The organism is Enterococcus faecium (assembly GCF_029023785.1).
Lineage (GTDB): Bacteria > Bacillota > Bacilli > Lactobacillales > Enterococcaceae > Enterococcus_B > Enterococcus_B faecium.
Window position 1 is genome coordinate 1,361,154 of sequence record NZ_CP118955.1, and the last position, 25,765, is coordinate 1,386,918.

Genomic DNA, 25,765 nt, shown 5'->3' on the forward strand with positions numbered 1-25,765 from the left:
GCTAATTTCGAGAATCATCATCCTTTGTTTGGCCAATCGTGCTAACAGTATATGTGTGACTAGCTTTTTCATAAAACAGAATCCGTTTTTTTCTCAAAAATGATAGCAAGATATTTAAAATAAAAATACCTTGTAGTAACAAGACACCGAGAGAAATGAATACTGCACTCATCTGCAACACCGTATTCGTTGTCGAATTCATGATTTGCTGAAGCAACTGCCCCAACCAGCTTAAACCATAAAAAAGAAAGTACAGATACCCGTAGCGGATCATCAATGCTTTTAAAGAAATTCGTTCGCGGTCTTCTTCCACCAAACGGATACGCACAATTTTTTTGCCAAGTGTCCATCCATTGGTTATAAACGGTACAATCATAAAGTATACCCCTACTTCTAATAAAAGCCACCAGATATGAGAAGTAACTGCCCCTGAATCGAACGCAATTTTAAAGAAAATCGCCGCTACCAAATTAATAAGAGATAAAAATGTCCAGTCGATCAAATAAGCGACCAAGCGTCGAGTCAATGAGACAGTCTTTCCTTTTTCATAAGAAAGTTCATCCATTCGTCTTCTTGTAGGAAGCATAAATGTAAATAACGGCGTAACGACAAAACCAATGATTCCACCCAATGTATTTGTCACTAAATCATTAACATCAAATAAGCGGTATGGTCTTGGGTAGATAAAATAAAGTCCACTTAGCTGCGTCAATTCAAAAAATAGAGAAAGGCAGAAACTAGCAATCATCGTTTTCATAAAAGAAAGCCGGAAATAATATCTTAAATAAATGCCAAATGGTATGAGTAATAAAACATTAAAAGCTGGTTCCAAAAATACACTCTGCTTCATTGCCGGCAGGTAGGTACTAGGTTCAGACAAGACCAATACCGTGTTGTCTCTGAAATGTTGCCATGAAGCAAATAAATGCAGCTCCATCTTTGGCCCTGTCATTTGGGCAACCGTCTCCTTTGCCGGAAGTGGTAAGATCACCAAAAAATACGCACACAATAAATAAAAAACGAAAGAATACAAAATAACTGCCCTTGTTACTAGAAATGTTCCATACTTTCGATATTCATAAATAAAAAAAACAGATGAGATCGCTAAGGCTAAAAATGGAAAAACAATCAGCGCAAAACGAATCGGTTCGATATAACTTGCCATATGACTCCTCCTTGATTCTTTGTATCTCTCTTATCTTAGCAGTCCTTTGCTGTTTCAAGCAAGTAACGAGGCTATTATTTCTCATTTCTTTCAAAGTAAAGTAAGATAAACACAAAGGGGGTGTCGAGATGCTGAATATGTACTTTGTTTTTGGCGTACCTATTTTTTTACTGTTCCTTTATGCTACGATCGCTTATGTAAGAAAAAGAACTACAATTCATTATTTAGGATTTATTCTCCTGATTATTTCGGGTTTCATGCTAGTCTTCAATCTTCAGACTTGGCAGCAAGCACTTCTTGAAATGGATAAAATGACTCCACATGCTTTGTCTAAAGTGCTTGGCTACCCTGTCTATCTGATTTGGCTTCCCATTTTCATTTCTGGTTGCTTGGTTTTATTAAATATTTATCGCGGCGTACGCCGAATAGTTCAGTTACGCAAATCAAAGTAAAAGGCAGAAATCGGTTGAGCCCGATTTCTGTCTTTTACTTTGCTATTTCATCGTAGACAAAACGACATTTACGTGATCAAAATTAACGAGTACTTTTGACATTTCTTCCACGTACTCCTCATTTAAATAAAATATTTTGTTTGGCAGAGAAGTGCAGTTCTAATAAAATTCGAATGTTTTAGCTATCTACGTTTTAAATAGAGATAAATCGGGATACCAGCAAGTGTCAATACTATCCCCATCGAAGCTAAAAAGGTCTGAGTGATAAGCGTGCTTGATACGATAAAAGTCCCTCCAATGATTGCTACTAGTGGAATAAACGGATACATTGGAACTTTGTATGGTCGAAACAAATCAGGTTCTTTTTTACGAAGAAGAATGACACCAACAAAGACCATCGTATAAAAAATCCAAATGACAAAGATCAGCATATCCGTTAGTGTATCAAAACCACCGATCATCATCATGCCAATAGCGATGACTAGCTCTAAGATACCTGCGGCTACAGGAACTTTAGTTTTATCATGAAGTTTAGCAAAGAGCTTGCTAAAAGGCAGGTTGTTTTCTTTTGCCATAACATAAGGGAGACGCATTCCAGTAAGGGTATAGCCATTGATGGTTCCATAAACAGAAATCAAGATACCAACTGTGACCAGTCTTCCACCGAAGCCGCCAAAAATCATTTTTGCAACGTCACTTGCCGCATTGCTGTTTCCTGCGACTCCGTCGATAGATGCGGTTCTTAAGAACACCGCATTTACTAATAAATAAACGATCATGATTCCGATGATTCCTAAAGAAATTGCTTTTGGCAAATCTTTCGCCGGCTTTTTCAATTCTCCCGAAATATTTCCTACGTGTATCCAACCGTCGTATGCGAACATCGTTGCTAGCAAGCCCGCTCCCAAGGCTGAGAAAAATGAAAGATTTTCTCCTGCTTGGATCGGAAACAGTTGGAAGTCTACTCCTTCTTGTCGGAACAAACCGAAAATGACGATCACAAACAAAGGAATAAGCTTGCAGACAAGCGTAATCGACTGAAAAGCCCCTCCAGCTTTAGAACCTAAAAAATTGATCAACAGGATCGATACAGCAGCTGTAACAGCTACGGGAACAATCATTGACTGGGAAAGACCAAATAGATTGACGAACTGTGTACCGAAAATGATCGACAAGGCTGCTACATTTGCTGGAAAATAAATCACGACTTGCGCCCAGCCCAATAAAAAAGCTGCTGTATTTCCGTAAATCCGTTCGATATATTTAATCATCCCTCCTGTTTCTGGAATAGCAGCTGCCAGTTCAGCTCCTGTTAGTCCTGCACAGACAGAAATCATACCACCGAGAAACCAAGAAAACATATGCAAACTGGCGGATCCTGTAACTTCTGCTACGCTTGCGGCTTTAAAAAATACCCCTGCACCGATCACTGTGCCCATAACAGTCGATAAAGCAGTAAAAAATCCCATCGTACGTTTTAATTCATTTTCTATTTTTACTTCTTTTACTGGCGTGGCTTGATATTCTTCCATCCCTTGTCCCCTTTCATACCATAGCCAATCCCAAAAGTATAAAAAACTTTTTGGATGTGGTTCTTGTTTTATACCGTCTCTACCAATTTTTCTTTCAGTTTTTCCAACATATCCTTTGTCATCACATCTAAGTCGTATTTCGGCGAAAAGCCCCATTCCTCTTGCGCACAAGAAACATCTAGTGAATTTGGCCAAGATTCTGCTATTGACTGACGTACAGGATCCACATCATAATCCATTTCAAAATCTGGTATGATTTTTTGAATAGATGCTTTGATCTCTTCCGGGTCAAAAGACATCGCCGATATATTGAAGGCATTTCGATGAACCAATCGATCAGGATCTGCATTCATGAGTTTTATAATGGCATCGATCGCATCTGGCATATACATCATATCCATTGATGTACCTTGATCAATGAAACTAGTGTACTTTCCTTCTTTGATTGCTGAATAATAAATATCGACTGCGTAGTCTGTCGTACCGCCTCCTGGCAAGGTTGCATAAGAAATCAATCCAGGGAAACGGACACCACGAGTATCTACGCCATATTTCACATAATAATAATCACATAGTAGTTCTCCAGCTACCTTCGTTACCCCATACATGGTTGTAGGACGCTGAAGAGTATCTTGTGGGGTATGATCTTTTGGAGTATTTGGACCAAACGCGCCGATTGAACTTGGCGTAAAAAATTTCAGCTGGAATTCTCTAGCGACTTCCAATGCATTGACCAGCCCAGTCACGTTCAAATTCCAGGCTAATTGTGGTTTTGCTTCTGCAACAGCTGACAAAAGAGCAGCCAAATGAATCAATGTGTCCACTTGATATTGTTCTGCTATGCTGCGCATTTTTTCGTAATCCATTACATCTAGGATCTCAAAGATATCGTTTTTCTCAATGACTTCAGGCATGCGTATATCTGTCGCAATGACATTTTCACTGCCTAGTTCTTGACGTAGCCGTGTGATCAACTCTGAACCAATTTGTCCTAAACATCCTGTCACCAATACTTTTTTCATGATGATCCTCCCTGATCTTTTTTACTACTATCTTCAGATGATTAACAATATATGCGTGAACATGTTCTCTAATTTTAAATAGACGAAAAAACTAAATTTAGTTAAATAATTTCCATTTCTTTTCCTATTTTTTGATAAACTGCTACTGCTTCATCAAGCATTTCCCTCGTATGTTCCGCAGTCGGCATATTTCTGATCCTGCCTGTCCCAAGAGGCACAGTTGGATAAACGATTGGTTTAGCATAAATCCCATGTTCGATCAGCTTCTTAGAGAAAGTCTGAGTCACTTTTTCGTCTCCCAAAATGACTGGAGTAATAGGTGTTTCAGACATACCGATGTTATAGCCTACTTTTTTCAATTCTTCTTTAAAATAATTAGCATTTTCCCAAACTTTTTCGACAAGTTCCGGATGTTCTTGCATCAAAGTAATCGAAGCCAATGCAGCTGCAGCTGCACCTGGAGTTAGCGAAGTAGAAAATAGGAATGGCCGACTTCTAGCTTTCAACCAGTCGATTAGTGTTTTCGATCCAGCTACATAACCCCCAACAACACCTATAGCTTTCGATAACGTGCCCATTTGCATATCGATTTTGTCGCTTAATCCAAAATGCTTGACGGTTCCTGCACCTTTTCCAGTTACGCCTGAGCCGTGCGCATCATCAACGTAGGTGATCAGTCCATATTTTTCAACAATCGGAATAATTTCCGGCAATCGTGCAATGTCTCCATCCATGGAGAAAACACCATCTGTGATATACATGATTTTTTTATATTTCTTACTTTCTATCGCTTCCTTTGCTTTTTTCTCAAGGTCTTTCATATCTTGATGTTTAATTCGGATGATTTTTGCTCCGGATAAGCGGCAACCGTCAATAATAGATGCATGGTTTAATTCATCCGATAAGATAGCATCTTCTTTTGTCATTACTGCAGAGATAGCGCCCATATTGCAGTTGAATCCAGATTGAAAGGCGATTGCTGCTTCTGTCCCTTTGAATTCTGCGATTTTTTCTTCTAATTGCTGATGGATTTTCAGCGAACCATTGATCGTTCGGACTGCTCCTGCTCCTACACCATAAGTTTCGGTTGCTTCAATACATGCTTTTTTCAATTCTTCGCGATTGGCAAATCCAAGATAATTGTTGGATGCTAGATTGATCATCTTTTTTCCGTCTACGATGATACAAGCACCATTTTCACTTTCTAGTATGTCGATCGTATTGTATAACCCCTTTTCTTTCAGTTGATCCAATTCTTTCTCTAAATACATTGTTAGTTCTTTGGAAGACATTGTCTCCACCTCCATATTCATCTGTCTTGCAGAACATACCAAACATATATCGTGTCATTCATCTACAAAGCAAGTATGCCATATTTTTGATAACGCTTACACTGATTATGAGAATTATTTAACCACATTTTTTATTTACAGTATCTTTTTACTTTCAAATGACTTATATAGTATGAACAATTACCTTTTAGATAATGATCTATTTTACTCTACCTGGGCAGATAAATACAACACAACCATTGATAGAAGCCCTTTCGTTAAAATCAATTGTATTCTGAATATTTAATTTATTTATTGCATAGACCAATAAAAATACATAAAATTTCCATCTTCGTTTATCAGCAATTTTTAATTTTACTCTCTGAATATTTCTTAAAAGTTTTACTTGTTGAATTCGAAAAAAGGACTGTGACAAAAGTCTTGTCACAGTCCTATTCTTCCGAATAAACGGTGTTCTCCTGCCAATTCCGAATCACAAGTTACAATATTCATCAAACATGAGAAGCTATTTTTTGAAATTGTTCCTTGTGACTCGGAGCTGAACGGCAGGCTCACGACCTCTTGGTAAATAGTGTTCCAGAAGTAACTTTTACGGAAAATGATCCGAAATATCTTGGAGCTGACCACTTCTGTCACAACCTCCATCATTTTTTGTTATTTTTGATCCAATTGTCTGGAGTAAAATTTTCATCGTCAATAGACCATTCCAGAAAAAATTCTTCTAAGAATTCACGCATGAAGGTTTCTCTTCGTTTGGCTTCTTCATATCCGTAATCAGTATTCATTTTATCAGACAGCAAGAACAGTTTTTCATAAAAATGATTGATCACTGTCGTGCCTTTTCGGTAATTTTCTTTGTCCTTGAATGTTTGCGGATACAGTTCAGGATCAAAAATCGGGTGCCCATGTCCACCGCCGAAATAAGCAGTACGCAAAATGCCGATTGCTCCTAATGCTTCGATACGATCAGCGTCTTGAACGATCTTACCTTCCAGAGATAGTTCGGCCGCTTCAGAGAGATTTTTAGAAAAGGACATATTTTCGATAATGGAAAAAATCATCGAGATCTGTTCCTCTACTATTGGCAAAGAGCGAAGGAATACACGAAGCTGTTGCTTTGCCTCGTTCTCATTTTTAACGACTTTATCATCAATCGTATCATGTAGGTAAGCTGCTGCAAGCGTCACAAAGCGGTCTGCCTGCGGTTCCGTCTCCAAAATTTTTTCAGCTAACTTGACAACTCTTTTGGTATGATCGCTCCCATGTCCTGTTTGATCATGCGCTAATTGGTCCATACTATAATCAGCGATCACTTGTAATTTATCCATTCGTTCCACTTCTTTCTTAAGTAAATAGCTGAAAACATCTATAGATTAGATGAATTTCAGCTATCTTTGTAAATTGTATTTTATTTTACCTGATATACATTAAAATACAGATCTTTCATATAGTCGATCAGGTATTGCGGATTAAGCGGTTCATGTGTTGCATCCATGATTAATTGATTTGGTTTTCTAGATGCACCATATTGATGGATATGCTCTGACATCCAGTTTTTGATTGGAGAATAATCGTCTGACGCTAGAACATTTTCCACATCTATTTCTTGCTGCAAAGAATGAAGTAATTGTGCCGCATACATGTACCCTAATGCATAAGAGGGAAAATAACCAAAGCTTGCACCTGACCAATGAACGTCTTGTAGGATGCCTTCCACATCATTTGTTGGTCGTATTCCCAGATACTCTTCATATTTTTGATTCCATATTTCAGGTAGTTCAGCAACATCTACCCCTTCATTGAAAATCATTTTTTCGATTTCATAACGAATGATGATATGGAGAGGGTAAGTCAAACTGTCTGCCTCGATACGAACCAAACTTGATTTTGTATGGTTCAATGAACGATAAAATTTGTCAAAAGGAATATCATCGAATGTTCCTTCTGCACATTCTTGAAAGAAAGGATATTGCTTTTTCCAGAAGCTGCGACTACTTCCAATAATGATCTCGTTAAACAACGATTGTGATTCATGGATACCCATTGATGTACCTTCATAAACCGGTGTATACGCATATTTATCATCGATGTCTTGTTCATACATACCATGACCAGCCTCGTGGATCACTCCAAAAACAGCCATTTTGAAATCTGTTTCGTTCCATCGTGTCGTGATTCGTGCATCATTCGGATTAATTCCAGTCATAAATGGGTGGACAGTGTCATCTAAACGACCACGGCTAAAATCATAACCAAGTTGTTCGATTACTTTCACTACAAATCTCTTCTGTTGTTTTTTCGTCATTCTCCGATTTAAAAAGTCTGTTTCAGGTTCAGTCCCTTTTTCTTGGAGCGTACGGCGGATCGAAAGAATTCCTTCTTTAAGCTGATCAAATACCTTATCAAGGATTTCGACAGTCATCCCGGGTTCGTATTGATTCAGCAAAACATCATAATTCGTCTTTTCATCTTTTCTCCAGTAAGGTATCAACTGTTTTGTTAATTCAATATTTTGATTCAATGCGTGTTGAAAATCAGAAAATTGTTGTGTTTCTCTAGCTTTTTGCCATTGTCCGTGTGCTGAAGAAACGGCAGCTGTATATTTTCTCATAAGATCTTCCGGTACGCGATGTTCCAAATCATACTCTTCTTTTACTTTGGCAAAAACGGCAGTTCCAACTTCCGACAATTCTTCCGGATGTTCAGAAAAATAGCGAATGGCTTCTTTGATTTTTGGACCGATTTTTTTTGAAAAATAAATGCTGTAAAGATAGCTGTCTACTTCACTTCGGTATGCACTAGCTTTTTCAGGCATACCTGTTTGTGTATCCCAATCGAGGATTCCTAAAGCTTGTTGTAGAAGATTGATTTCTTTTACTTCTTGTAAAAACTCTTTTTCTTTCATTCCCTATTCCTCCAAACATCCAATTGAATGAATCAATTAGTAAGATTATTCGTCTTTCTCTTTTTTTCTAGGCGGACGAGTTCCCCAATACTGGAATAGATCCGTACGCAATGCACCATTGTACAATTTTCTTTTTTTGGTTGCTTTTTGTCCGTAAAATTCCTCAAACGCTAAGTCGCTAGTCAAGATATATTTACTCCATGTTTTTAATGGACGGAACACATCGCCCATTTCTTTATATAATTTTCGAACGGTTTCTTCTTCTCCTAGACGTTCCCCGTAAGGCGGGTTAGCCACGATGACCCCGTATTCTTTATCCGTTTTGAAGTCTTTGACTGCTTGTTGCTTAAAGGTAATAGAAGAGCCTAATCCGATTTCTTCTGCATTGGCTTTGGCAATTTCAATCATCCGTCCATTGATATCTGAACCAGTAATATCTAATTCAATATCATAATCTGCTTTTTCTTCGGCTGCTGATCGAACATTTTCCATGATTTCTTGACTGAACCAATCCCAAGATTCGCAAGCAAACTCACGATTGAATCCTGGTGCGATATTATGGCCTATTAAGGCTGCTTCAATACAAAGCGTACCTGAACCACATACAGGATCATAAAATGGACGGTCTTTTCGCCAATTTGTCAACATAACAAGTGCTGCTGCCATGTTTTCTTTCAATGGTGCTCCACCTTTTTCTAAGCGATAACCACGTTTGAATAAACTTGGTCCTGTCGTATCCAGAGTTACCATCACATGGTCTTTCAGCAAAGCTACTTCCAACTGAAAATGTGCGCCAGTTTCCGTCAGTGGTACAGAAGCTGGACGGTGATAATAGGTACGGAGACGTTCAACGATTGCTTTTTTTGTGATCGCTTGGCAATCAGGTGTGCTATATAGTTTCGACTTGATCGATTTTCCAGCTACAGGAAAAGCTGCATCTAGTGGAAGAAAATCTTCCCAAGGCAATGCTTTTACGTTTTCAAACAATTCATCAAACGTATACGCATCGAATTCCCCAACCACGATTTTTACTCGATCTGCTGTACGTAACCATAAATTAGCTGTAGCGATCGTTTCCATTGTTCCTTCAAAACGTGCACGTCCGTTCTCAACTTGGCATTCGATTCCAAGATCTCTTAATTCTTTACCAACCAGTGCTTCTAGCCCGCTTGCCGCAGTTGCGACGAGGTTGAACTTCCTGTTTTTTTCCATACACAATCTCCTTATTTATAAAAAAAGGAGGTGGGACATCAGTCCTACCCCACACTTTTACTCAAATTCCGAATAACCGGTGATACAAAAGTTTGTTTTGTAATAAGAACGACTCATCTGAAGTATTGAAAAATAGCTTTCAAATGTTTTTCTTGTTTCTTATAACGCATTACTTTTGTCACGACCTAATTCCCTGATGTTTGCGGTTTTCTATAAGCCATGTTCTGTACTTTGCTTTTCCAGGGAGAAAAAACAAAGCGGTAACCATCTATCTGCAGTTATACTGCCTTTTTGTCCTGTTCTTCTTCCAGACAAAAAGCGCCCCTACCATTGTTTGGGTTGCTCGCTCGAGGGGTTTACCGCGTTCCACCGGATGGGTTTCCCCAGCCGCTTCGTCACTGTGGCACTTTCAAGGATACTTAAGCATAGCCGAAGCCTTAGCTTGTTTTCCTGCCGTTACTCCAAAGAGTACCTTAGCTTATGGTTTCGCTAAGCACGAACACTACAGGCATCACAGCCTGTGCGAGCATGGACTTTCCTCAGCCTGATCAAGTCAGACCGCGATTACCCGAAAACCGCAAATTCATTAATCAAAAATTAAAATTGACGTGTTTTTTCATTATCATCTAAGCTTGTGTCTGCATTTGTGTAGTTATTTGGATTAGGTTGTGCTGGTTTGACTGCACTTGCTTGTTGATCAAGCTTTTTACCAAATACTTCACGTTCAAGATTTGACAAGCGTTTTAAGATATCAAAATTGGTCACTGCTGCGCTCTTTGGTGCCTCTGTTTGTTGCACGCGTGTTTGAGCTGCTCCTTGAGTTTTAGATAATTGAGCTACTTTTGCACTCAATCGATCGTTTTCTTCTTGTAAAGCAAGGAGTTCTTTGCTGTAAGTTTCATAATCTTTGATGATATTGTCTAAGAATTCATCAACTTCAACGGGATCATAGCCGCGCATTTTTGTTTTGAATTCTTGTTGTAAAATGTCTTTAGGACTATAAACCAAATTCGCCATATTTACACCTCTAGTTTTCATTTACGTAATAACATTTCTACCTTTTTCATTGTATAGGAAAAAAGTTGATAAATCAAACACAATATCGATTATTCACTAAAATTTTGAAGATCGTCCATACTGATCAGCCGAATTTCGTAGGGATGATCTGCTTGGTAATTCTGTGCATCTTCAAAAAAATACTTCGTTTTTCCAGGGAATTCTTCATCATAGATCAGCAGACAGCCCACTGTATGTTCAAGTATAAAACGAGTGTGATTCTTTAGCTGACTAGGTGATTGGTAGGGTTGATGGCTAACAGCTTCGACATAATCTGCTAATTGTTCTGCTAATTGTTTTTTTTCTTGGTTCCCTTCATTCCAGTTATTACCAAAATCAGAAAAAGGATACAAAATACCAAGAGATAGTTCCGGATATTCTTCTTTCAATTCCGCTACTATTTGCACAGCCCATAGTTCGACGCCTAGATTTCCACTAACGAGTACCCATTCCAGCCCTTCTTCTGCTAACTGACGGAGTTCTTTTTTTAAAACATTTTTAACAACTTGGATTTTAGGATCATTTTCTTTAAAAACACCGAGTTCGAAACTTCGATACCCAGACACATAGATTACTTTTGACTTATCCATCTCAGATTCCTTTTCTTTCTATCCGCTTTTTTGCTATAATGTGGCCTAGGAGTGTGATTAAAGATGGTATTGCGCTATCCAAATGGCCAACCTTATTATAAGAATGCCTCTCCCGTCGAAAAAATTCAAGAAAAAAGAAATCAGATCACTGAATTCGGCAATCGGGGGATGCACTTTGAAGAAGCAATCAATGAAAGTAATAAATATTATCTTTCCCGCGGGTTGGCGGTTATCCATAAAAAGCCTACCCCTATCCAAATCGTGAAAGTAGACTATCCTAAGAGAAGTGCTGCTGTGATCAAGGAAGCCTACTTTACCCAAGCCTCAACTACAGACTATAATGGCGTCTATCGAGGCTTTTACTTGGACTTTGAAGCAAAAGAAACCAAGAACAAAACATCTTTTCCCTTTAAAAACTTCCATGCCCATCAAATCGAACATATGAAAGCATGCCTCGAACAAAATGGGGTCTGCTTTGTCTTGTTATGGTTTTCGTCTTTGAAGCGCTGTTTTTATTTGAATAGTGTTCATTTGATTGCTTACTGGGACGCCCAAAAGGAAAAAGGACGCAAATCACTACCTTTATCTTTGATCGAAGAACTAGGAATAGAGATCAAAACTGGTATTTCTCCGCGGATTCCTTATTTGGACGCGGTTGACTTCTATTTATCAACATTATCTATTGAAGGAGAAAGCAAGAATGGCAAATGAACAAACTAGAAGCTCTAGACGACAGAAACAGCCTACTCCTAAAAAGAGTGTGAAGAAGAATTCTGGCAAAGGTTCTGGAAAGTCCTCTGGAACACATAAAAAAGGATTATTTATCAAGATCCTTTTAGGAATACTCTCATTTTTCTGTATCCTCTTTTTAGCAGGTGTAGGACTTTTCTGGTATTACGCAAAAGATGCGCCCGAATTGACGGATAAAAAATTAGACGCTACCGTATCTTCCAAACTATATACACAAGATGGCGAACTATTCGAAGATTTAGGCGCAGAAAAGCGTGAAAAAATTTCTGCTAATGAATTACCGAAAACATTAGAAGATGCGATCGTGTCGGTAGAAGATCGCCGTTTTTATAAACACATCGGGGTTGACCCTATTCGGATCATCGGTTCTGCCCTCTCTAACTTTACCTCTGGCGGACTGCAAGGCGGAAGTACTTTGACACAGCAATTGATCAAACTTTCCTTCTTCTCCACTAGTGCAGAGGATCAGACCCTGAAACGCAAGGCCCAAGAAGCGTGGATGGCTGTAAGATTGGAACAAAAAAAATCGAAACAAGAGATCTTGACCTACTACGTAAATAAAGTGTATATGTCAAACGGCTTGTACGGGATGGAGACAGCTTCTGAGATGTACTTTGGTAAGAAATTATCAGAACTTTCTTTACCGCAAACAGCATTGCTTGCTGGGATGCCTCAAGCCCCTTCCGCCTATGATCCTTATGTTTATCCAGATCAGGCGAAGAAAAGACGAGATACTGTTTTGTATACGATGCTTCAAAACGAAAAAATCTCTCAAACAGAGTATGATCAAGCTGTTAATGTACCGGTAACGGATGGTCTGCAAGAACTAACTCAATCCGATGACAATACTAAGATCGTCGATAATTATGTCAAAGAAGTCATCAATGAAGTACAAGAAAAAACAGATAAGAATGTCTACACAGACGGTTTAGAGATTTATACGAATTTGGATCTGGACGCCCAAAAGAAACTATATGATATCGTCAACACGGATCAGTATGTCTCTTACCCAGACGACGAGATGCAAGTTGCCTCCACCCTTATCGACACCAATACCGGGAAAGTAAAAGCCCAGATTGGCGGACGTCACATCGCAGAAGACGTAACTTTAGGCAACAACTTAGCAGTGAATACTTCCCGTGATTTTGGTTCTACGATGAAACCTGTCACAGATTACGGACCAGCTTTTGAATATTTGAAATATTCTACTGGAAAAACTATTACTGACGCACCGTATAACTATGAAGGGACTTCGACTCCTGTAGGAAACTGGGATAATCAATATATGGGCACCATTACTTTACGCCAAGCACTTTACTTATCCCGTAATGTTCCAGCAGTCAAATTATTCAATGAAGTCGGTTCAGATAAAGTGGCATCTTTCTTAAAAAATCTTGGGATCGAATACAGTACGATCCATCAATCGAATGCGATCTCTAGTAATACGGAAGAACAAGATGGGACAAAATACGGAGCTTCTTCCTTAAAAATGGCAGCAGCCTATGCGGCTTTCGCCAATGGAGGGACTTATTACAAACCTCAATATGTTAATAAAATCGTCTTCCAAGACGGAACAGAAGAAACTTATGAGCCAGATGGAAAAACAGCCATGTCTCCAGAAACAGCTTATATGATCACAGACATTTTAAAAGATACGATCACTGAAGGTACTGGTACGAATGCGCAAATCGCTGGGTTATATCAAGCCGGTAAGACCGGAACATCTAATTACACAGATGACGAGTATGCAAAACTTGGTATTTCTTCTGGGGTGTATCCAGATATCCTATTTGCGGGCTATACGCCAAATTATTCGATTTCCGTGTGGACAGGTTACAATAAAAAAATGACACCTGTCACTTCAGAATCGTCACACGTAGCCTCTGATGTTTATCGCGAGCTTATGCAGTATGTTTCAGCTAACGTGACAAATACAGACTGGGAGATGCCAAGCGGATTAATTCGTGTGGGCGGTGAACTGTACTACAAAGATCAATATACAGCTAGATCGAATGTAGTTACACCATCAACAACTATTCCATCTTCCAGCTATGTCCAGACTCCTGGAAGCTCAACAACAGAGACAACGACTCAAAGCTCTAGCTCTACTAGTCAAAGTGAATCAACTGCTGAGTCCTCAAAAGAAAGCACGACAGCAGAAACAAGCGAGCCAGCGTCTTCAACAACGGTTCCTTCTTCTTCATCCGAAGAAAGCTCGACACCGTCTTCATCTGCTCCTCCTGCTTCTTCCAGTGAGCCAGCAACTAGCGGAGCGGATGCTGCAAATGACCATACACCATCCAGTAGCACCTCAGCTTCTGGAAACAGATAGTAAAAAAGAAACCACGTCTACAAGCGTGGTTTCTTTTTTGTGTCTATGTAAAAAACAGCTACAAATAAAAATCATGTACCAAGCTGTATTACATGATTTTTTATAAGACTATCCAGCATATACATGTGTGATCTAACATTTAGCTTAAAAATTAGAAAATCCATTTTTCTTTTATCATTACATATACTTTATCCATTTACTTGTTTATAATTAAATCGGCTAAATACACACTAGTCTTTTATTTAGTGCCACTTCTTAATAATCCCATTGTTATTATCAAATAAAAAATACAATATATGGTTTTGAATAATTTTTTGAAAGAAGGCTTCATTTTGAGTTATCTGATAGTATGCTTAATTATCATAATTTGTCTGCACCATCTTTTTTTATCGAAAACAATACCTCGTTATTCCAAGAATAAAAAAGCTGAAAAATTTAGTTTATTATTAAATAAATTTACTTTAATTGCTCCTATCCTTGCATTTATTATTTTTTCTGTACTTTTAAGCACTACTCTTAAAGGAAAATTTATGGAAAGAAGCTCTCATGCAATGATTCTCACTTTTTTATGGTTGTTGTTCACCAGAATCTATATTTTTCTGATGAGCCTGAAACCGCCCAAATCCATTAGTTTATGTTTAGTTATAAATGGTATTTTTTTATTATCACTTATCATTTTTATTACACCTTTAGATAGATACGTCACTTATTTATATAATCCTTTGGAATACTGGACTTATTTTATAGGTATATTGGAAGGCATTATTTTCTACATCGGGTATTTTCCCAAGAAAAATAACAACATTTATTTTTATCGCAATAAATTGTAATAAGTTACCATCCTAGCTACTGAGTATGTACATTTACTTTTTCATGCAAAAAAGATAAACGAAACAGCTTTTCTCCATGATAACAAGATAATTCATACATTTATTTGCAATTAAAGAAACCACGTCTACAGGCGTGGTTTCTTTTTTAGCGTCTTTTCTTTTAGACGCATCCGATTTTTCCCATCTTGACATATTGATAGCAAAGGACATACCTCGCACTTGGGATTTCTTGCCGTGCAATGATATCTACCAAAAAAAATCAGTGTATGATGTGTCTTTACCCATAATTCTTGTGGTACTTTCCGCATCAGTGTTTCTTCTACTTCCATGACCGTAGCATCTAGTTTGCAGATCCTCAGGCGTTTTGAGACACGTTCCACGTGGGTATCTACTGCGATTGCTGGTATCCCGAATGCATCCCCCAATACGACATTTGCTGTCTTTCTGCCTACACCAGGAAGAGACATCAATTCTTCTCTTGACGTTGGCACTTGCCCATCGAAACGTTCAATCAGCTGCTGTGCACACGCTTTGATGTTTTTTGCTTTATTTCGATACAAACCAATCGTTTTTATTTTAAGAATGATTTCATCGATTGAAGCTTCTGCTAACGCATCGGGTGTCGGAAAAGAGGCAAACAAATCTGGCGTTGCTTTATTCACTGATACATCTGTCGCCTGGGCACTTAAGATCACTGCAATCAATAACTCAAATGGATTATTGTGCTTGAGTTCTCCATGTGCTTCGGGAAACATTCCATACATCGTTTCTAGAGCTTCCATTGTTTTTTGTTTGCTTAACATATTCCGCTACTCCTCCAACCAATTTTTCAGTGAGACTTTCGGCAATTCTTCTTGTTGAGCTGACTGTTCTACTTCTCTTTGAAGAAGCTGCTGTTTTCTTCGTTTTTGGTCTTCTTCCACTTGTTGTTTTGTACGTAGATTTTTTCTTTCCCACGATAGCAAAATGCGGTCAACGTAATTAAAACTATAAGCCTGATTTAATACGGCTTCCCGCAGTGCTAGTTTCAAAATTTCCGGCTGATAATGGTCTTCTTCTAGCCATTGACCGATTCGCTGGAACTCGATCGAAGAAAGCGGGCGTCCAAATTCTTGTTCAAATAATTGATACACTGACTGGATTTCTTTTTCTTGTGTTTTTTCTTCGTATTTTTTTTCTTGTGTTTTTAAATACTCACCTAATAGATCATAGATGGGATAAAGATTATATCGATCTGCTTTTTTACCGTTGACAATCGTCGTTTCTATCTTGATAAACCCATTTGTTACGAGACGATCCAGTATTTGAAAAATCTGATCTTGCTTGATTCCCATATCCATAGCAATCATCTGCAAATCAGGGAAAGTATCTCCTTCAAGCTGTGCCATATGCAACTGTAGAACAAATAAAAATTCTTCAGATTGTAGACCGATCCTATGGTAATTTTTAAGTAAAAGATTAGATATGACTGTTTGTCCAGCGCTTAAGTAATTTTCTAAATTCAACATGATTTCTCCTCCGCTCAATCACAGTATACGTAAAAAAAACATGGGAAGCAAGAACAGGTTTCTTTTCTATTTACTTCACTGATCGGTCAGATTTACAATGTCGTCTACTTGATTTTTGTTTGTTCATGTTTTTGATGCGCATCTTCACTTTTCGGAATAAATAAATTAAGTAGATTTCGCTGTTCCTTAGAATGTTGACAAGGAAACAAAATTACTATACACTATTTTTGTTTCCAAGTTAACATTATTGCATAAAGGAGTTTTTACATGTACAGTTTCACAAATAAACATTCTAAAGTTTTTGGATACGTCTCTGTCTTATTCACTGGATTAGGATTTACTATCGTCAGTCCTGTACTTCCGTTTTTAACGCTGCCTTATTCTCACTCCATACATCAGCAAGCTTTCTATATCACTTTGCTCATGTCTGTTTATGCTCTAGCTGCCTTCTTATCTGCCCCCATTCTCGGTAGCTTAAGTGATCATTTTGGGCGTCGTCCGATCCTTATTATCAGTTTATTAGGATCAAGTATCGGATATTTGCTTTTTGGTTTAGGAAATTCGATATGGATGTTGTTCCTTGGTCGTATCATTGAAGGATTGACGGCAGGAGAAATCTCCACCTTATATGCTTACTTTGCCGACATCACGGAACCTAATGAAAGAACCAAAGTTTTTGGATGGATGGGTGCTTTAGTCGGTATAGGAACAACGCTGGGTCCTATTATAGGGGGTCTATTAGCTGAGTTGGGGAATTCTGTTCCTATATTTATTGGAGCACTCTTTACTTTCTTAAATGCCGTTTATGGCTACACATTTATGCTAGAAAGCCTTCCAATAAAAAAACGTTCAGTAGATTTAAGTTTCTCCCATGTAAGACCTTTTCACCAATTACAACAATTATTCAAGATTTCATCCGTTATTCCTTTATTCACAGCAGGTTTTGCTGTTTGGTTGGCAGCTGGCTCTCTTCAATCTATCTTTTCTCAATTTTCGATTGACGCCTTTCAGTGGAAGGCTGGGTTGGTTGGTTTAAGCTTCTCTTTGATTGGAATCTTGGATACTGTCTCGCAATTGTTCATTATGCCTCGATTGCTCAAAAAATTTTCAGAACAGCAGATCACAAGAATAGGGATGTTCAGTGAAATCCTCGCCTATCTATTCATCACATTATCTGGAATTCTTCTACTGCCGATTTTGTTTTTATTTGGGATTATCTGTTATGGTTTCGGTGATTCTATTTTTACTCCTGTATTCAATGGCCAACTATCCAATTCTGTCTCAGATAACCAGCAAGGTCTTGTAATGGGCGGTACCCAAAGTATACAATCTCTATCGCGCGTCATCGGCCCGCTAATCGCAGGACAGCTTTATGCTGCAGCACCATTTCTTCCAACGGTATTCGGATTTTTGCTTATGATTTTTGCCTATTATCACTACAATAAAAAATAGTAGCTTCATTTGCTACTTCGTATAAATTCTCTGTATCGACCGATAAAACGAAATACTGTGTCAAATTCTTCTTTTGACATATTTTCAAATACAGTAGCATCTCGCTGTACCCATTTTTGATGGAGTTGCTCGTGTCTATTCCTTATTTTTTGTCCGATTGGCGTCAATTGAAAATAGATTTCTTTTTTATTCTCTTCGCTTTGATAAGTGTTTATGATCCCTCTAGCTATCAGTTTTTTTGTTAGCTTACTGATGGCTCCTCTAGTCATGTAACTAGCATTCGCTAATTTTGTCACGTTAGGATCAGGGATTTTCCCGATATGTTCAATCACTTCTAGTTCATTTAGAGTAAATCCTGCAAATTCTTTTTCCATTTCTGGTTTATTACGATGAATAATCTCATTAGCTAAATCCAGATATTCTTCTATTAGCAGTTGTCTTTTATCCATTTCTACACCTTCTTTTTCTTTCATTATATTGTTTTTTTGTTTCCTATTCAACAAAGATGAAAATATTTTGCAGGAAAACCCAATCTGAAACCAAGAAAAAAAGGGGTTGACAAAGCTTGTCATAACCCCTTTTTCTGATTAAAAGATAGTAAAGAGACAGTCATCGGTAATTGTGATGATTTTTTGTCATCACTCAAGGATGAGCGGCCTTTTCAAAAACTGTCTTTAAAGATCATCATCAGTTTCTAGCACATATGGCTGACCTTCATATGTGTACTCTGTATTCAATGTGCCGTCATTTTCATCTGAGTAGATGCGTCTACTGAAAGGAAAACGATGAGAAACATTATCTTTGGCGTCTTTTGCTGGCATCGTGTAATATTCCTCTTGCGTTTCATTCAACTGAGAGAGTACTTGATCTGCCAACTCATCAATATTGATCGTTGATTTCTTCGAAGCACTTTTATAATCTTCTAAAAATGCATCTTGTTGGACAAAATATTCTTTATTCATCTTCTTTCTCACCTTTCTTTTCAAAATCAAATAAAGCTGCTTGTTCTTTTATGTAACAGCTTTATCTTTGCTGCTTATTGTGACAAAAAATTCGAAGAAAGACAACTAATTGTACTTTTCACAAAAAAGACAGAGGGTCGTGACAAAATTGTGTCACAACCCTTTTTCTTTATTGTGCAGTTTCGATTTCGCCTAGCGCTGCTTGTGCAAGTAGGTTCAAGTAATTCCATGGGCGGTCAAAATGTGGTTGGAAGAAGAAATCTGAAAGTGCGAGATCTTCTACAGTCATTTTATTTTGAACAGCTAAAGACATGGTATTTGCTGATTGTGTAATGTCGTATTTGGACATGAACTGAGCACCTACGATACGATTCGTTCCTTTTTCATAGACTAGCTCCATCATTACTTTTTCAGTAGTTGGCATGAACTCTGGACGATAATTATCTTCAAATACAGTCGCTTGGACTTCTAGATCGTTCAAAGTTGCGCTTTCTTTGGTCACACCTGTCGAACCGATCGTCCAGCCAAATAGGTAAAGTCCTGAAGTTCCTTGAGTACCACGATACGCCATTTTATGATCTGTCAAGTTATTTCCCACAAGTAAACCTTGACGAACGGCATTTGTTGCCAAAGGAATATAGTTTTGTGTGCCACTTGGATTGTAGTTGACTACTGCAGAGTCTCCAGCTGCAAAAATGTCTGGATCACTTGTCTGCATGTATTCATTCACTTTGATTGCCCCGTTTGGCAGTGTATCTACTTTTTCTTCGATCAGTTTTGTATTTGGACGGAAGCCCACACATAAAATGACCATATCTGTATCAAATGTATCTGTTGGTGTAGCTACTTGTTTCACTTTTCCTTCTTCATCTGTGATAAATTCAGTAACATTTTCGCCTAGCGCAAGAGTAACACCGCGGTCTGTCAATTCTTTTTCTAAGATATCTGTGAATGGTTTATCTAGATATTTATTCAAGATGCGATCTAATCCATCAATCAATGTCACTTGTTTTCCAGATTCGACAAAAGCTTCTACTAATTCAATACCGATATATCCACCACCAACAATTACTACACGTTTTGCTTCTTTCGCTTGTGCAATAATTTCATTTGCTTGATTGTAGTTTTTGCATAGGAGTACATTTTTCGCATCGATTCCACTAATCGGTGGGATAATAGGCCATGAACCAGTTGTCATCACTAATTTATCATAAGAAACCGTTTCTGTTTCTCCTGTTTTCAGATCTTTTGCCGTTACTGTTTTATTTTCTGTATCGACGTCTGTTACATCGTGTTCCATTTTAACTGTTGCTCCTAATGAAGATAATTCTTCAGGATTTGAGTAGAACAAGCCTGCTGGGTCCTTTACTACTCCGCCGACATAAAGTGCGATACCGCAAGATAAGAAAGAAATATTGTCATTTCTTTCATATACTGTCACTTCTGCTTCTGGATGATTTTTTAAAATACTTTTTACAGCTGCAGTACCTGCATGTGTACAGCCAATTACTACTACTTTCATTTATGGTCCCTCCGATTAACATTTTGTCCTTCGACAAAACTACTATAACAGAAATAAAACGGATACAACAGTTTAATGCTTGTGAATTCACAAAGGTTTGTTTGTAGTTTCATTCCTTTTCAAGCATAAGAACCCAATATCTACAAGATTCTTATTGTGATAATATTCACTTTGATATCTAAGATTGTGAATAAAAGACAAAAAAATAAAAAAGCTAGCGTTTTTTTTACACAGCTAGCTTTTTTTAGGTATAACACTTGTAGAAACTGTTTTTACATTTGCGCCTTTTTTGCTGACTCTTTACAATCCGGACAGAGTCCATACAATTCCAACCGATGTTCATTAATCTCAAAATCAGTCAGTCTGCTCGCAGCCATTTCTATATCTTCAAGCCCTGGGTAATGAAAATCAACAATCTTACCGCAGTTTTCACAAATTACATGATAATGACGCTTTGAACTGAAATCAAATCGGCTAGAAGCATCGCCGTACTTCATTTCTTGAACAAATCCAATCGAAGTAAATAAGCGAAGGTTATTGTAAACAGTCGCAACACTCATATTTGGAAACCGATGTTCAAGTGCTTTATAAATCTCATCAGCCGTTGGATGGGAATGATGTTCAATCAAATATTCTAAAACCGCGTACCGTTGAGGTGTGATTCGAATGTTCTCTTTTTTTAACTTTTCGATAACCTCTTCGACTAACTTATTTTCCATGTAAACACCCCACGTTGTTATTCTCGTCTTATCATACTATTTTTACATTTTAAAATCCACTTAACATGAAAAGAAAATTCAATTTTATTGTATTTTAATGAAAAAAGACGTAAAACAGTCGCGTTCACTATTCTACGTCTCTATTCAAATAATTTTTCTCATCATAAATTTTTGTGTGTTCTTTTCATCTTTAAAAGTTTTTTACATAAACCTATCTGGAGAAAAACCAAGTGCCTTATATCTCTTGGTAAAGGGCTGTAGATAAATAACGTTCACCATTGTCGGGAACCACAGCTAATACCTTCTTGCATTTTCCTAATTCTTTTGCGACTTTTAGCGCGGCAGCAATTGCAGCGCCAGATGAGATGCCTACTAAAATCCCTTCTTTTCGCCCAACTTCTCTAGCTGTTTCCATCGCTTCGTCTCCACTAATAGAAAGGACTTTATCATACACAGAAGTATCCAGTGTTTTAGGAACAAAACCTGTACCGATTCCTTGGATTTTGTGAGGTCCCGCTTCTTTCCCTTCTAAAATAGCAGATTCTGCTGGTTCTACCCCGATTAATTCGATTTTCGGATACACACGTTTTAATTCTCGGCCAGCGCCAGTGATCGTTCCTCCTGTACCGATACCTGCAACAAACGCGTCCAAGCCATTTACTCCAAATGCTTGATGTATCTCAGGACCAGTCGTCTTCTCATGCACAAGAGGATTTGCTTCATTTTCAAATTGTAATGGTAAAAAGTAGCCGTTTTCTTTTGCCAAACGTTCTGCTTCTCTGATTGATCCAGAAATACCATCCGCACCAGGAGTCAAAATCAACTCTGCGCCGTACCCTTTCATCAATAAACGTCTTTCGATACTCATCGTCTCAGGCATCACGATGATTACTTTATATCCTTTTGCAACTCCTACCATCGACAATCCGATTCCTGTATTTCCAGAAGTAGGTTCAATGATAGTATCACCTGGTTTCAGTAGACCATCGTGTTCTGCTTTTTCTATCATACTTAAAGCAATACGATCTTTTACACTTCCTCCTGGATTAAAAAACTCAAGCTTTACAAAAACATCTGCTGAATCTTCTGGTACGATTTTATTTAATTTGACGATTGGCGTTTTGCCAATCAATTCGGTGACTGAGTTATAGATAGCTGTCATCTTCAATTCCTCCTTGTCTTTGCTCTTCTTACTTATCATAATACAATCTGTTCATTTATGGCGAGTGATTCGTCTTTGACTAGCAAAAAAAAAGACAAAGATATACCATATATGGTAGTTTCTTTGCCTTTTTATCTAAATCAAACGTTTAGTTCTTGACCAACTAATAAAGAATAACTGGACATAGACATGCCATTTTTCGCCATTAGATCATCAACAGACATGCCAAATTTTTGTGCAATATCCCATAGCGTATCACCTGACACGACTGTATATGTCTGACCATTATTTGTATTTACATCTGTTGTTGAAGATGATGACGTTGAAGTCGTCGTAGTAGTCGTTGTTGTTGTACTTGTGGTTGTTGTAGCCGAACCTGTTGATGGCGTATCAAAACGGGTTAAATTATAAGTATTAATCAATGAGTTCAATTTGGCCCCATAATTTGGATCGGTAGCATAACGACCTGTCAAGTACGCTGTTGCATCATAAAAACTTGTTGTATTGCTTTTCCACACGCCAGCATAATGATAATCGCCCGTGGAAAAACTGGTTGAACGAAGAACATTCGCATGGTCTTGGAAGGATTCCCAATAAGAAGAATATTTTCGGAATGGCTCATTCATCGTTACCCATTGTCCGTTTACATATTCTTTGGTTGCCATATAAACGACCTGTCCGTTATAGCTTCCTTTCACACCGAATAGATTATAATTTGGCGCACTAGCTAATCCGGAAGTGCCATATGCACTTTCCAACAACGCTTGAGCGATCATGACTGAAGCATACAAGTCATTACTTGCAGCAACTTCTGACGCAGACCAGCCGATTTGATCGATAAACGCTTGAGGATCAGCGACTGTTTGAGATCCTTGTTCATCTGCATGAACATGTTGCGGTACCGCTGTAACCATCATCGGCCCAACTAAAAGACTCGTTCCAATTAAAGGAGCAATCGCTTTTTTATTGATCACCATTTTTCTTTTAGGTCTATGGTGCCGGGCACTGCGGGTCTTCAGCTCTTGCATTCAAATTCCTCCTCAAAATAAAAAAACTTAATAAAAAGTTCTCTTCTTAAAACAAACTTAATTAATTAAATTATACTTTTAATTCTCAAGAAACACAAACTAATCCGAAGAATTCTTTGTTTTGTCATTTAAATGTAACATAGCCGAAAACGAAAAGTAATATTGATTTATTCTTCTAACACATAAAGAACAGCTGTCTCCAACTTGCAGACAGCTGTTCTTATCAGTCAAACAATTGCTTGGATCTATGATAGTTGATTGTACGTATTCACGACATTTTCTACTGTAAATCCAAATTCTTCTAAAATTTTAGTGCCAGGGGCAGATGCACCGAAATGATCGATTGTAATCGTTGCGCCCTCTGTTCCTACGTAGCGTTCCCAACCAAATGATGCAGCAGCTTCGATAGCCACACGTTTCTTCACTGATTTAGGAAGTACACTTTCTTTATATTCAGAAGATTGTTTTTCAAAGAGGTCAAAGCTTGGCATAGAAACAACAGAAACATCTTTGCCTTTTTCAGCCAATTCTTTTTGAGCTTTCACAGCCAAATCAACTTCAGAACCTGTTGCAATCAAAATACCTTCTGGTGTTTCTCCTTGTGATGGAGAAAGAACATACGCGCCTTTTTTCACCATTTCATCTGCTACTTCTTTTGTAGAAGGCAATACTGGAAGGTTTTGACGACTCAATACAAGGATAGTAGGCGCATCTGTTGTCTCCATCGCTACTTTCCAAGCAGCACGTGTTTCATTTCCGTCTGCCGGACGAATCACTTGAACACCAGGCATGCAGCGAACAGATGCTAGTTGTTCAATCGGTTCGTGCGTTGGTCCGTCTTCTCCGACAGCAACCGAGTCATGTGTTAAGACGTAAACAACAGGAGTATGTTGGATTGCTGCTAAACGAACTGCTGGTCTTAGATAATCGACAAAGACAAAGAATGTTCCACCGTAGATACGAGTTCCGCCATGAAGTTGGATACCATTCATAGCCGAAGCCATTGCAAATTCGCGGACACCGAACCAGATGTTGCGTCCTTCATAATGTTCAGGAGTGAAATCTTTATCTGCAGCCACCATTGTATTATTGGAACCTGACAAGTCCGCTGAACCACCCCAGAAGCTTGGTATAGCTTTCGATAATTCTTGGATGACTTCTTTACTTGAAACACGGCTTGCTTGACTGCTTCCAACTTCATAAGTTGGCAATTCTGCATCCCAGTTTTCTGGTAGTTTGCCATCAAAAGCATCTTCAAATTGTTGTGCTAATTCAGGATAAGCTTTTTTATAATTGGCAAACATTTCATTCCATGCATCTTCAGCTTTTTGTCCTTCTTCTATCATCGTTTGATGGAAGCGGGCAGCTACTTCTTCTGGAACAGTGAAATCTGGATACTCCCAACCATAAACTTCTTTAGCCATCTTGATGCCATCTTCACCAAGAGGAGCACCATGAACAGCAGATGTTCCTTCTTTAGGAGCACCATAGCCGATGACTGTTTTTACTTCGATCAATGTTGGTTTGTCTGTTTCAGCTTTTGCTTCTTCAATCGCTTTAGAGATTGCTTCTAGGTCATTTCCGTCTTTCACTAAGATATGTTGCCAGCCATATGCTTCATAGCGAGCACCAACGTTTTCTGTGAAAGCTTTTGAAGTTGGACCGTCTAGTGAAATATCGTTTGAATCGTATAAAACGATCAATTTCCCTAGTTTCATATGACCTGCCATCGAACTTGCTTCTTGAGATACCCCTTCCATCAAGTCTCCGTCACCGCATATTGCATACGTATAGTGATCCATCACATTAAAGTTTTCTTTGTTATACGTTGCTGCAAGGTGCGCTTCTGCCATTGCCATACCGACAGCCATTGCAATCCCTTGTCCTAATGGCCCTGTAGTGGCTTCTACACCATCTGTATGATGTACTTCAGGATGTCCTGGTGTTTTAGAATCCCATTGACGGAATTGTTTCAAATCATCGATTGTCACTTGATAGCCAGCTAAATGAAGCAAGCTATACAACATTGCTGACCCATGTCCTGCCGAAAGAACGAAACGGTCGCGGTCAGCCCAGTTTTTTGATGTCGTTGGATTTACTTTCAGGTGTTTTGTCCATAACGCATATGCCATAGGTGCTGCGCCCATCGGCAATCCAGGATGTCCTGAGTTTGCTTTTTGGACTGCTTCAATACTTAATGTACGAATTGTGTTAACGCCAAGTTGGTCAATTTTGTCAAACAAAATAACCCCTCCTATTAATTTAGGTTTTTTT

General features: G+C 38.3%; 23 protein-coding genes and 1 other RNA gene. 5 read left to right on the plus strand and 19 right to left on the minus strand.

Features of this window, described 5'->3' with window-relative positions; translation table 11 throughout:
- Position 1: 1 nt before the first annotated feature.
- Positions 2–1,165: a VanZ family protein gene (locus PYW34_RS06610; RefSeq protein WP_002289189.1), complete on the minus strand. Its 1,164-nt coding sequence runs from the start codon at positions 1,163–1,165 to the stop codon at positions 2–4.
- A 128-nt stretch (positions 1,166–1,293) separates the two neighbouring features.
- Between PYW34_RS06610 and PYW34_RS06615 the strand changes: the two genes are divergently transcribed.
- The gene (locus PYW34_RS06615) at positions 1,294–1,617 is read left to right on the plus strand and encodes a hypothetical protein (protein WP_002289192.1); all 324 of its coding nucleotides are present in this window, start codon (positions 1,294–1,296) and stop codon (positions 1,615–1,617) included.
- 182 nt (positions 1,618–1,799) lie between these two features.
- Here the strand turns inward: PYW34_RS06615 and PYW34_RS06620 are convergent, their stop codons facing one another.
- The 9 genes from PYW34_RS06620 to PYW34_RS06660 all read right to left on the minus strand — a co-directional run bounded on the left by PYW34_RS06620 (position 1,800) and on the right by PYW34_RS06660 (position 11,226).
- Complete coding sequence (locus PYW34_RS06620) at positions 1,800–3,149, minus strand: APC family permease (protein WP_002296108.1); 1,350 nt, start codon at positions 3,147–3,149, stop codon at positions 1,800–1,802.
- 68 nt (positions 3,150–3,217) lie between these two features.
- Positions 3,218–4,171: an L-threonine 3-dehydrogenase gene (locus tag PYW34_RS06625; RefSeq protein WP_002289187.1), complete on the minus strand. Its 954-nt coding sequence runs from the start codon at positions 4,169–4,171 to the stop codon at positions 3,218–3,220.
- Between the two features lie 101 nt (positions 4,172–4,272).
- The gene (locus PYW34_RS06630) at positions 4,273–5,463 is read right to left on the minus strand and encodes a glycine C-acetyltransferase (protein WP_002289186.1); all 1,191 of its coding nucleotides are present in this window, start codon (positions 5,461–5,463) and stop codon (positions 4,273–4,275) included.
- Between the two features lie 644 nt (positions 5,464–6,107).
- Positions 6,108–6,791, minus strand: coding sequence for an HD domain-containing protein (locus tag PYW34_RS06635; RefSeq protein WP_002289185.1), 684 nt, complete (start codon positions 6,789–6,791; stop codon positions 6,108–6,110).
- Between the two features lie 80 nt (positions 6,792–6,871).
- Positions 6,872–8,368: a carboxypeptidase M32 gene (locus PYW34_RS06640; protein ID WP_002289184.1), complete on the minus strand. Its 1,497-nt coding sequence runs from the start codon at positions 8,366–8,368 to the stop codon at positions 6,872–6,874.
- A 45-nt stretch (positions 8,369–8,413) separates the two neighbouring features.
- Positions 8,414–9,580, minus strand: a complete 1,167-nt coding sequence (locus tag PYW34_RS06645; RefSeq protein ID WP_002295837.1) for a THUMP domain-containing class I SAM-dependent RNA methyltransferase — start codon at positions 9,578–9,580, stop codon at positions 8,414–8,416.
- Between the two features lie 208 nt (positions 9,581–9,788).
- An RNA gene (gene rnpB, locus PYW34_RS06650) (RNase P RNA component class B) lies at positions 9,789–10,156 on the minus strand.
- Between the two features lie 21 nt (positions 10,157–10,177).
- Positions 10,178–10,597, minus strand: coding sequence for a cell division regulator GpsB (gene gpsB, locus PYW34_RS06655; RefSeq protein ID WP_002295835.1), 420 nt, complete (start codon positions 10,595–10,597; stop codon positions 10,178–10,180).
- 89 nt (positions 10,598–10,686) lie between these two features.
- On the minus strand, positions 10,687–11,226 hold the full coding sequence (locus PYW34_RS06660; RefSeq protein WP_002295832.1) for a DUF1273 domain-containing protein: 540 nt from the start codon (positions 11,224–11,226) through the stop codon (positions 10,687–10,689).
- Between the two features lie 63 nt (positions 11,227–11,289).
- On the opposite strand from PYW34_RS06660, the gene recU reads away from it, so the two are divergent.
- The 3 genes from recU (at position 11,290) to PYW34_RS06675 (ending at position 15,138) form a co-directional block, all read left to right on the plus strand.
- A complete protein-coding gene (gene recU, locus PYW34_RS06665; RefSeq protein WP_002295830.1) occupies positions 11,290–11,937 on the plus strand; it encodes a Holliday junction resolvase RecU in 648 nt (215 codons plus the stop codon).
- A complete protein-coding gene (locus tag PYW34_RS06670) occupies positions 11,927–14,308 on the plus strand; it encodes a PBP1A family penicillin-binding protein (RefSeq protein WP_002328422.1) in 2,382 nt (793 codons plus the stop codon). Before recU ends, PYW34_RS06670 begins: the two co-directional genes overlap by 11 nt.
- Positions 14,309–14,604: 296 nt before the next feature.
- Entirely contained in the window at positions 14,605–15,138 is a 534-nt protein-coding gene (locus PYW34_RS06675) for a hypothetical protein (RefSeq protein WP_016629411.1), read from the plus strand.
- Between the two features lie 125 nt (positions 15,139–15,263).
- Here PYW34_RS06675 and nth read toward each other — a convergent pair whose 3' ends face one another.
- Both nth and PYW34_RS06685 read right to left on the minus strand, forming a co-directional pair.
- Positions 15,264–15,941, minus strand: coding sequence for an endonuclease III (gene nth / locus PYW34_RS06680; protein WP_002295825.1), 678 nt, complete (start codon positions 15,939–15,941; stop codon positions 15,264–15,266).
- Between the two features lie 6 nt (positions 15,942–15,947).
- The gene (locus tag PYW34_RS06685) at positions 15,948–16,646 is read right to left on the minus strand and encodes a DnaD domain-containing protein (protein WP_002289610.1); all 699 of its coding nucleotides are present in this window, start codon (positions 16,644–16,646) and stop codon (positions 15,948–15,950) included.
- A 267-nt stretch (positions 16,647–16,913) separates the two neighbouring features.
- Here PYW34_RS06685 and PYW34_RS06690 point away from each other — a divergent pair, with 267 nt between their 5' ends.
- A complete protein-coding gene (locus tag PYW34_RS06690; protein ID WP_002330193.1) occupies positions 16,914–18,098 on the plus strand; it encodes a tetracycline resistance MFS efflux pump in 1,185 nt (394 codons plus the stop codon).
- A 5-nt stretch (positions 18,099–18,103) separates the two neighbouring features.
- On the opposite strand, the gene PYW34_RS06695 is transcribed toward PYW34_RS06690, so the two are convergent.
- The 7 genes from PYW34_RS06695 to tkt form a co-directional block, all read right to left on the minus strand.
- Positions 18,104–18,547, minus strand: coding sequence for a MarR family winged helix-turn-helix transcriptional regulator (locus PYW34_RS06695; RefSeq protein ID WP_002289545.1), 444 nt, complete (start codon positions 18,545–18,547; stop codon positions 18,104–18,106).
- 225 nt (positions 18,548–18,772) lie between these two features.
- On the minus strand, positions 18,773–19,060 hold the full coding sequence (locus PYW34_RS06700) for a DUF5960 family protein (protein WP_002289544.1): 288 nt from the start codon (positions 19,058–19,060) through the stop codon (positions 18,773–18,775).
- A 169-nt stretch (positions 19,061–19,229) separates the two neighbouring features.
- On the minus strand, positions 19,230–20,582 hold the full coding sequence (locus PYW34_RS06705) for an NADH oxidase (RefSeq protein ID WP_002334533.1): 1,353 nt from the start codon (positions 20,580–20,582) through the stop codon (positions 19,230–19,232).
- 272 nt (positions 20,583–20,854) lie between these two features.
- Positions 20,855–21,301, minus strand: coding sequence for a Fur family transcriptional regulator (locus PYW34_RS06710; protein WP_002289542.1), 447 nt, complete (start codon positions 21,299–21,301; stop codon positions 20,855–20,857).
- A 235-nt stretch (positions 21,302–21,536) separates the two neighbouring features.
- A complete protein-coding gene (gene cysK / locus PYW34_RS06715; RefSeq protein ID WP_002333265.1) occupies positions 21,537–22,463 on the minus strand; it encodes a cysteine synthase A in 927 nt (308 codons plus the stop codon).
- 140 nt (positions 22,464–22,603) lie between these two features.
- Positions 22,604–23,491: a glucosaminidase domain-containing protein gene (locus PYW34_RS06720; RefSeq protein WP_002295819.1), complete on the minus strand. Its 888-nt coding sequence runs from the start codon at positions 23,489–23,491 to the stop codon at positions 22,604–22,606.
- A 245-nt stretch (positions 23,492–23,736) separates the two neighbouring features.
- Positions 23,737–25,734: a transketolase gene (gene tkt / locus PYW34_RS06725; RefSeq protein ID WP_002295818.1), complete on the minus strand. Its 1,998-nt coding sequence runs from the start codon at positions 25,732–25,734 to the stop codon at positions 23,737–23,739.
- Positions 25,735–25,765: the final 31 nt, after the last annotated feature.

Coding starts and splice junctions, on each gene's coding strand:
- PYW34_RS06700 (WP_002289544.1), bottom strand. CDS start 19,060: ATGAATAAAGAATATTTTGTCCAACAAGATGCATTTTTAGAAGATTAT.
- PYW34_RS06695 (WP_002289545.1), bottom strand. CDS start 18,547: ATGGATAAAAGACAACTGCTAATAGAAGAATATCTGGATTTAGCTAAT.
- PYW34_RS06675 (WP_016629411.1), top strand. CDS start 14,605: ATGGTTTTGAATAATTTTTTGAAAGAAGGCTTCATTTTGAGTTATCTG.
- PYW34_RS06685 (WP_002289610.1), bottom strand. CDS start 16,646: ATGTTGAATTTAGAAAATTACTTAAGCGCTGGACAAACAGTCATATCT.
- PYW34_RS06705 (WP_002334533.1), bottom strand. CDS start 20,582: ATGAAAGTAGTAGTAATTGGCTGTACACATGCAGGTACTGCAGCTGTA.
- PYW34_RS06610 (WP_002289189.1), bottom strand. CDS start 1,165: ATGGCAAGTTATATCGAACCGATTCGTTTTGCGCTGATTGTTTTTCCA.
- nth (WP_002295825.1), bottom strand. CDS start 15,941: ATGTTAAGCAAACAAAAAACAATGGAAGCTCTAGAAACGATGTATGGA.
- recU (WP_002295830.1), top strand. CDS start 11,290: ATGGTATTGCGCTATCCAAATGGCCAACCTTATTATAAGAATGCCTCT.
- PYW34_RS06690 (WP_002330193.1), top strand. CDS start 16,914: ATGTACAGTTTCACAAATAAACATTCTAAAGTTTTTGGATACGTCTCT.
- PYW34_RS06625 (WP_002289187.1), bottom strand. CDS start 4,171: ATGAAAAAAGTATTGGTGACAGGATGTTTAGGACAAATTGGTTCAGAG.
- PYW34_RS06640 (WP_002289184.1), bottom strand. CDS start 8,368: ATGAAAGAAAAAGAGTTTTTACAAGAAGTAAAAGAAATCAATCTTCTA.
- PYW34_RS06720 (WP_002295819.1), bottom strand. CDS start 23,491: ATGCAAGAGCTGAAGACCCGCAGTGCCCGGCACCATAGACCTAAAAGA.
- gpsB (WP_002295835.1), bottom strand. CDS start 10,597: ATGGCGAATTTGGTTTATAGTCCTAAAGACATTTTACAACAAGAATTC.
- PYW34_RS06710 (WP_002289542.1), bottom strand. CDS start 21,301: ATGGAAAATAAGTTAGTCGAAGAGGTTATCGAAAAGTTAAAAAAAGAG.
- PYW34_RS06620 (WP_002296108.1), bottom strand. CDS start 3,149: ATGGAAGAATATCAAGCCACGCCAGTAAAAGAAGTAAAAATAGAAAAT.
- PYW34_RS06635 (WP_002289185.1), bottom strand. CDS start 6,791: ATGGATAAATTACAAGTGATCGCTGATTATAGTATGGACCAATTAGCG.
- PYW34_RS06670 (WP_002328422.1), top strand. CDS start 11,927: ATGGCAAATGAACAAACTAGAAGCTCTAGACGACAGAAACAGCCTACT.
- PYW34_RS06660 (WP_002295832.1), bottom strand. CDS start 11,226: ATGGATAAGTCAAAAGTAATCTATGTGTCTGGGTATCGAAGTTTCGAA.
- PYW34_RS06645 (WP_002295837.1), bottom strand. CDS start 9,580: ATGGAAAAAAACAGGAAGTTCAACCTCGTCGCAACTGCGGCAAGCGGG.
- PYW34_RS06615 (WP_002289192.1), top strand. CDS start 1,294: ATGCTGAATATGTACTTTGTTTTTGGCGTACCTATTTTTTTACTGTTC.
- PYW34_RS06630 (WP_002289186.1), bottom strand. CDS start 5,463: ATGTCTTCCAAAGAACTAACAATGTATTTAGAGAAAGAATTGGATCAA.
- cysK (WP_002333265.1), bottom strand. CDS start 22,463: ATGACAGCTATCTATAACTCAGTCACCGAATTGATTGGCAAAACGCCA.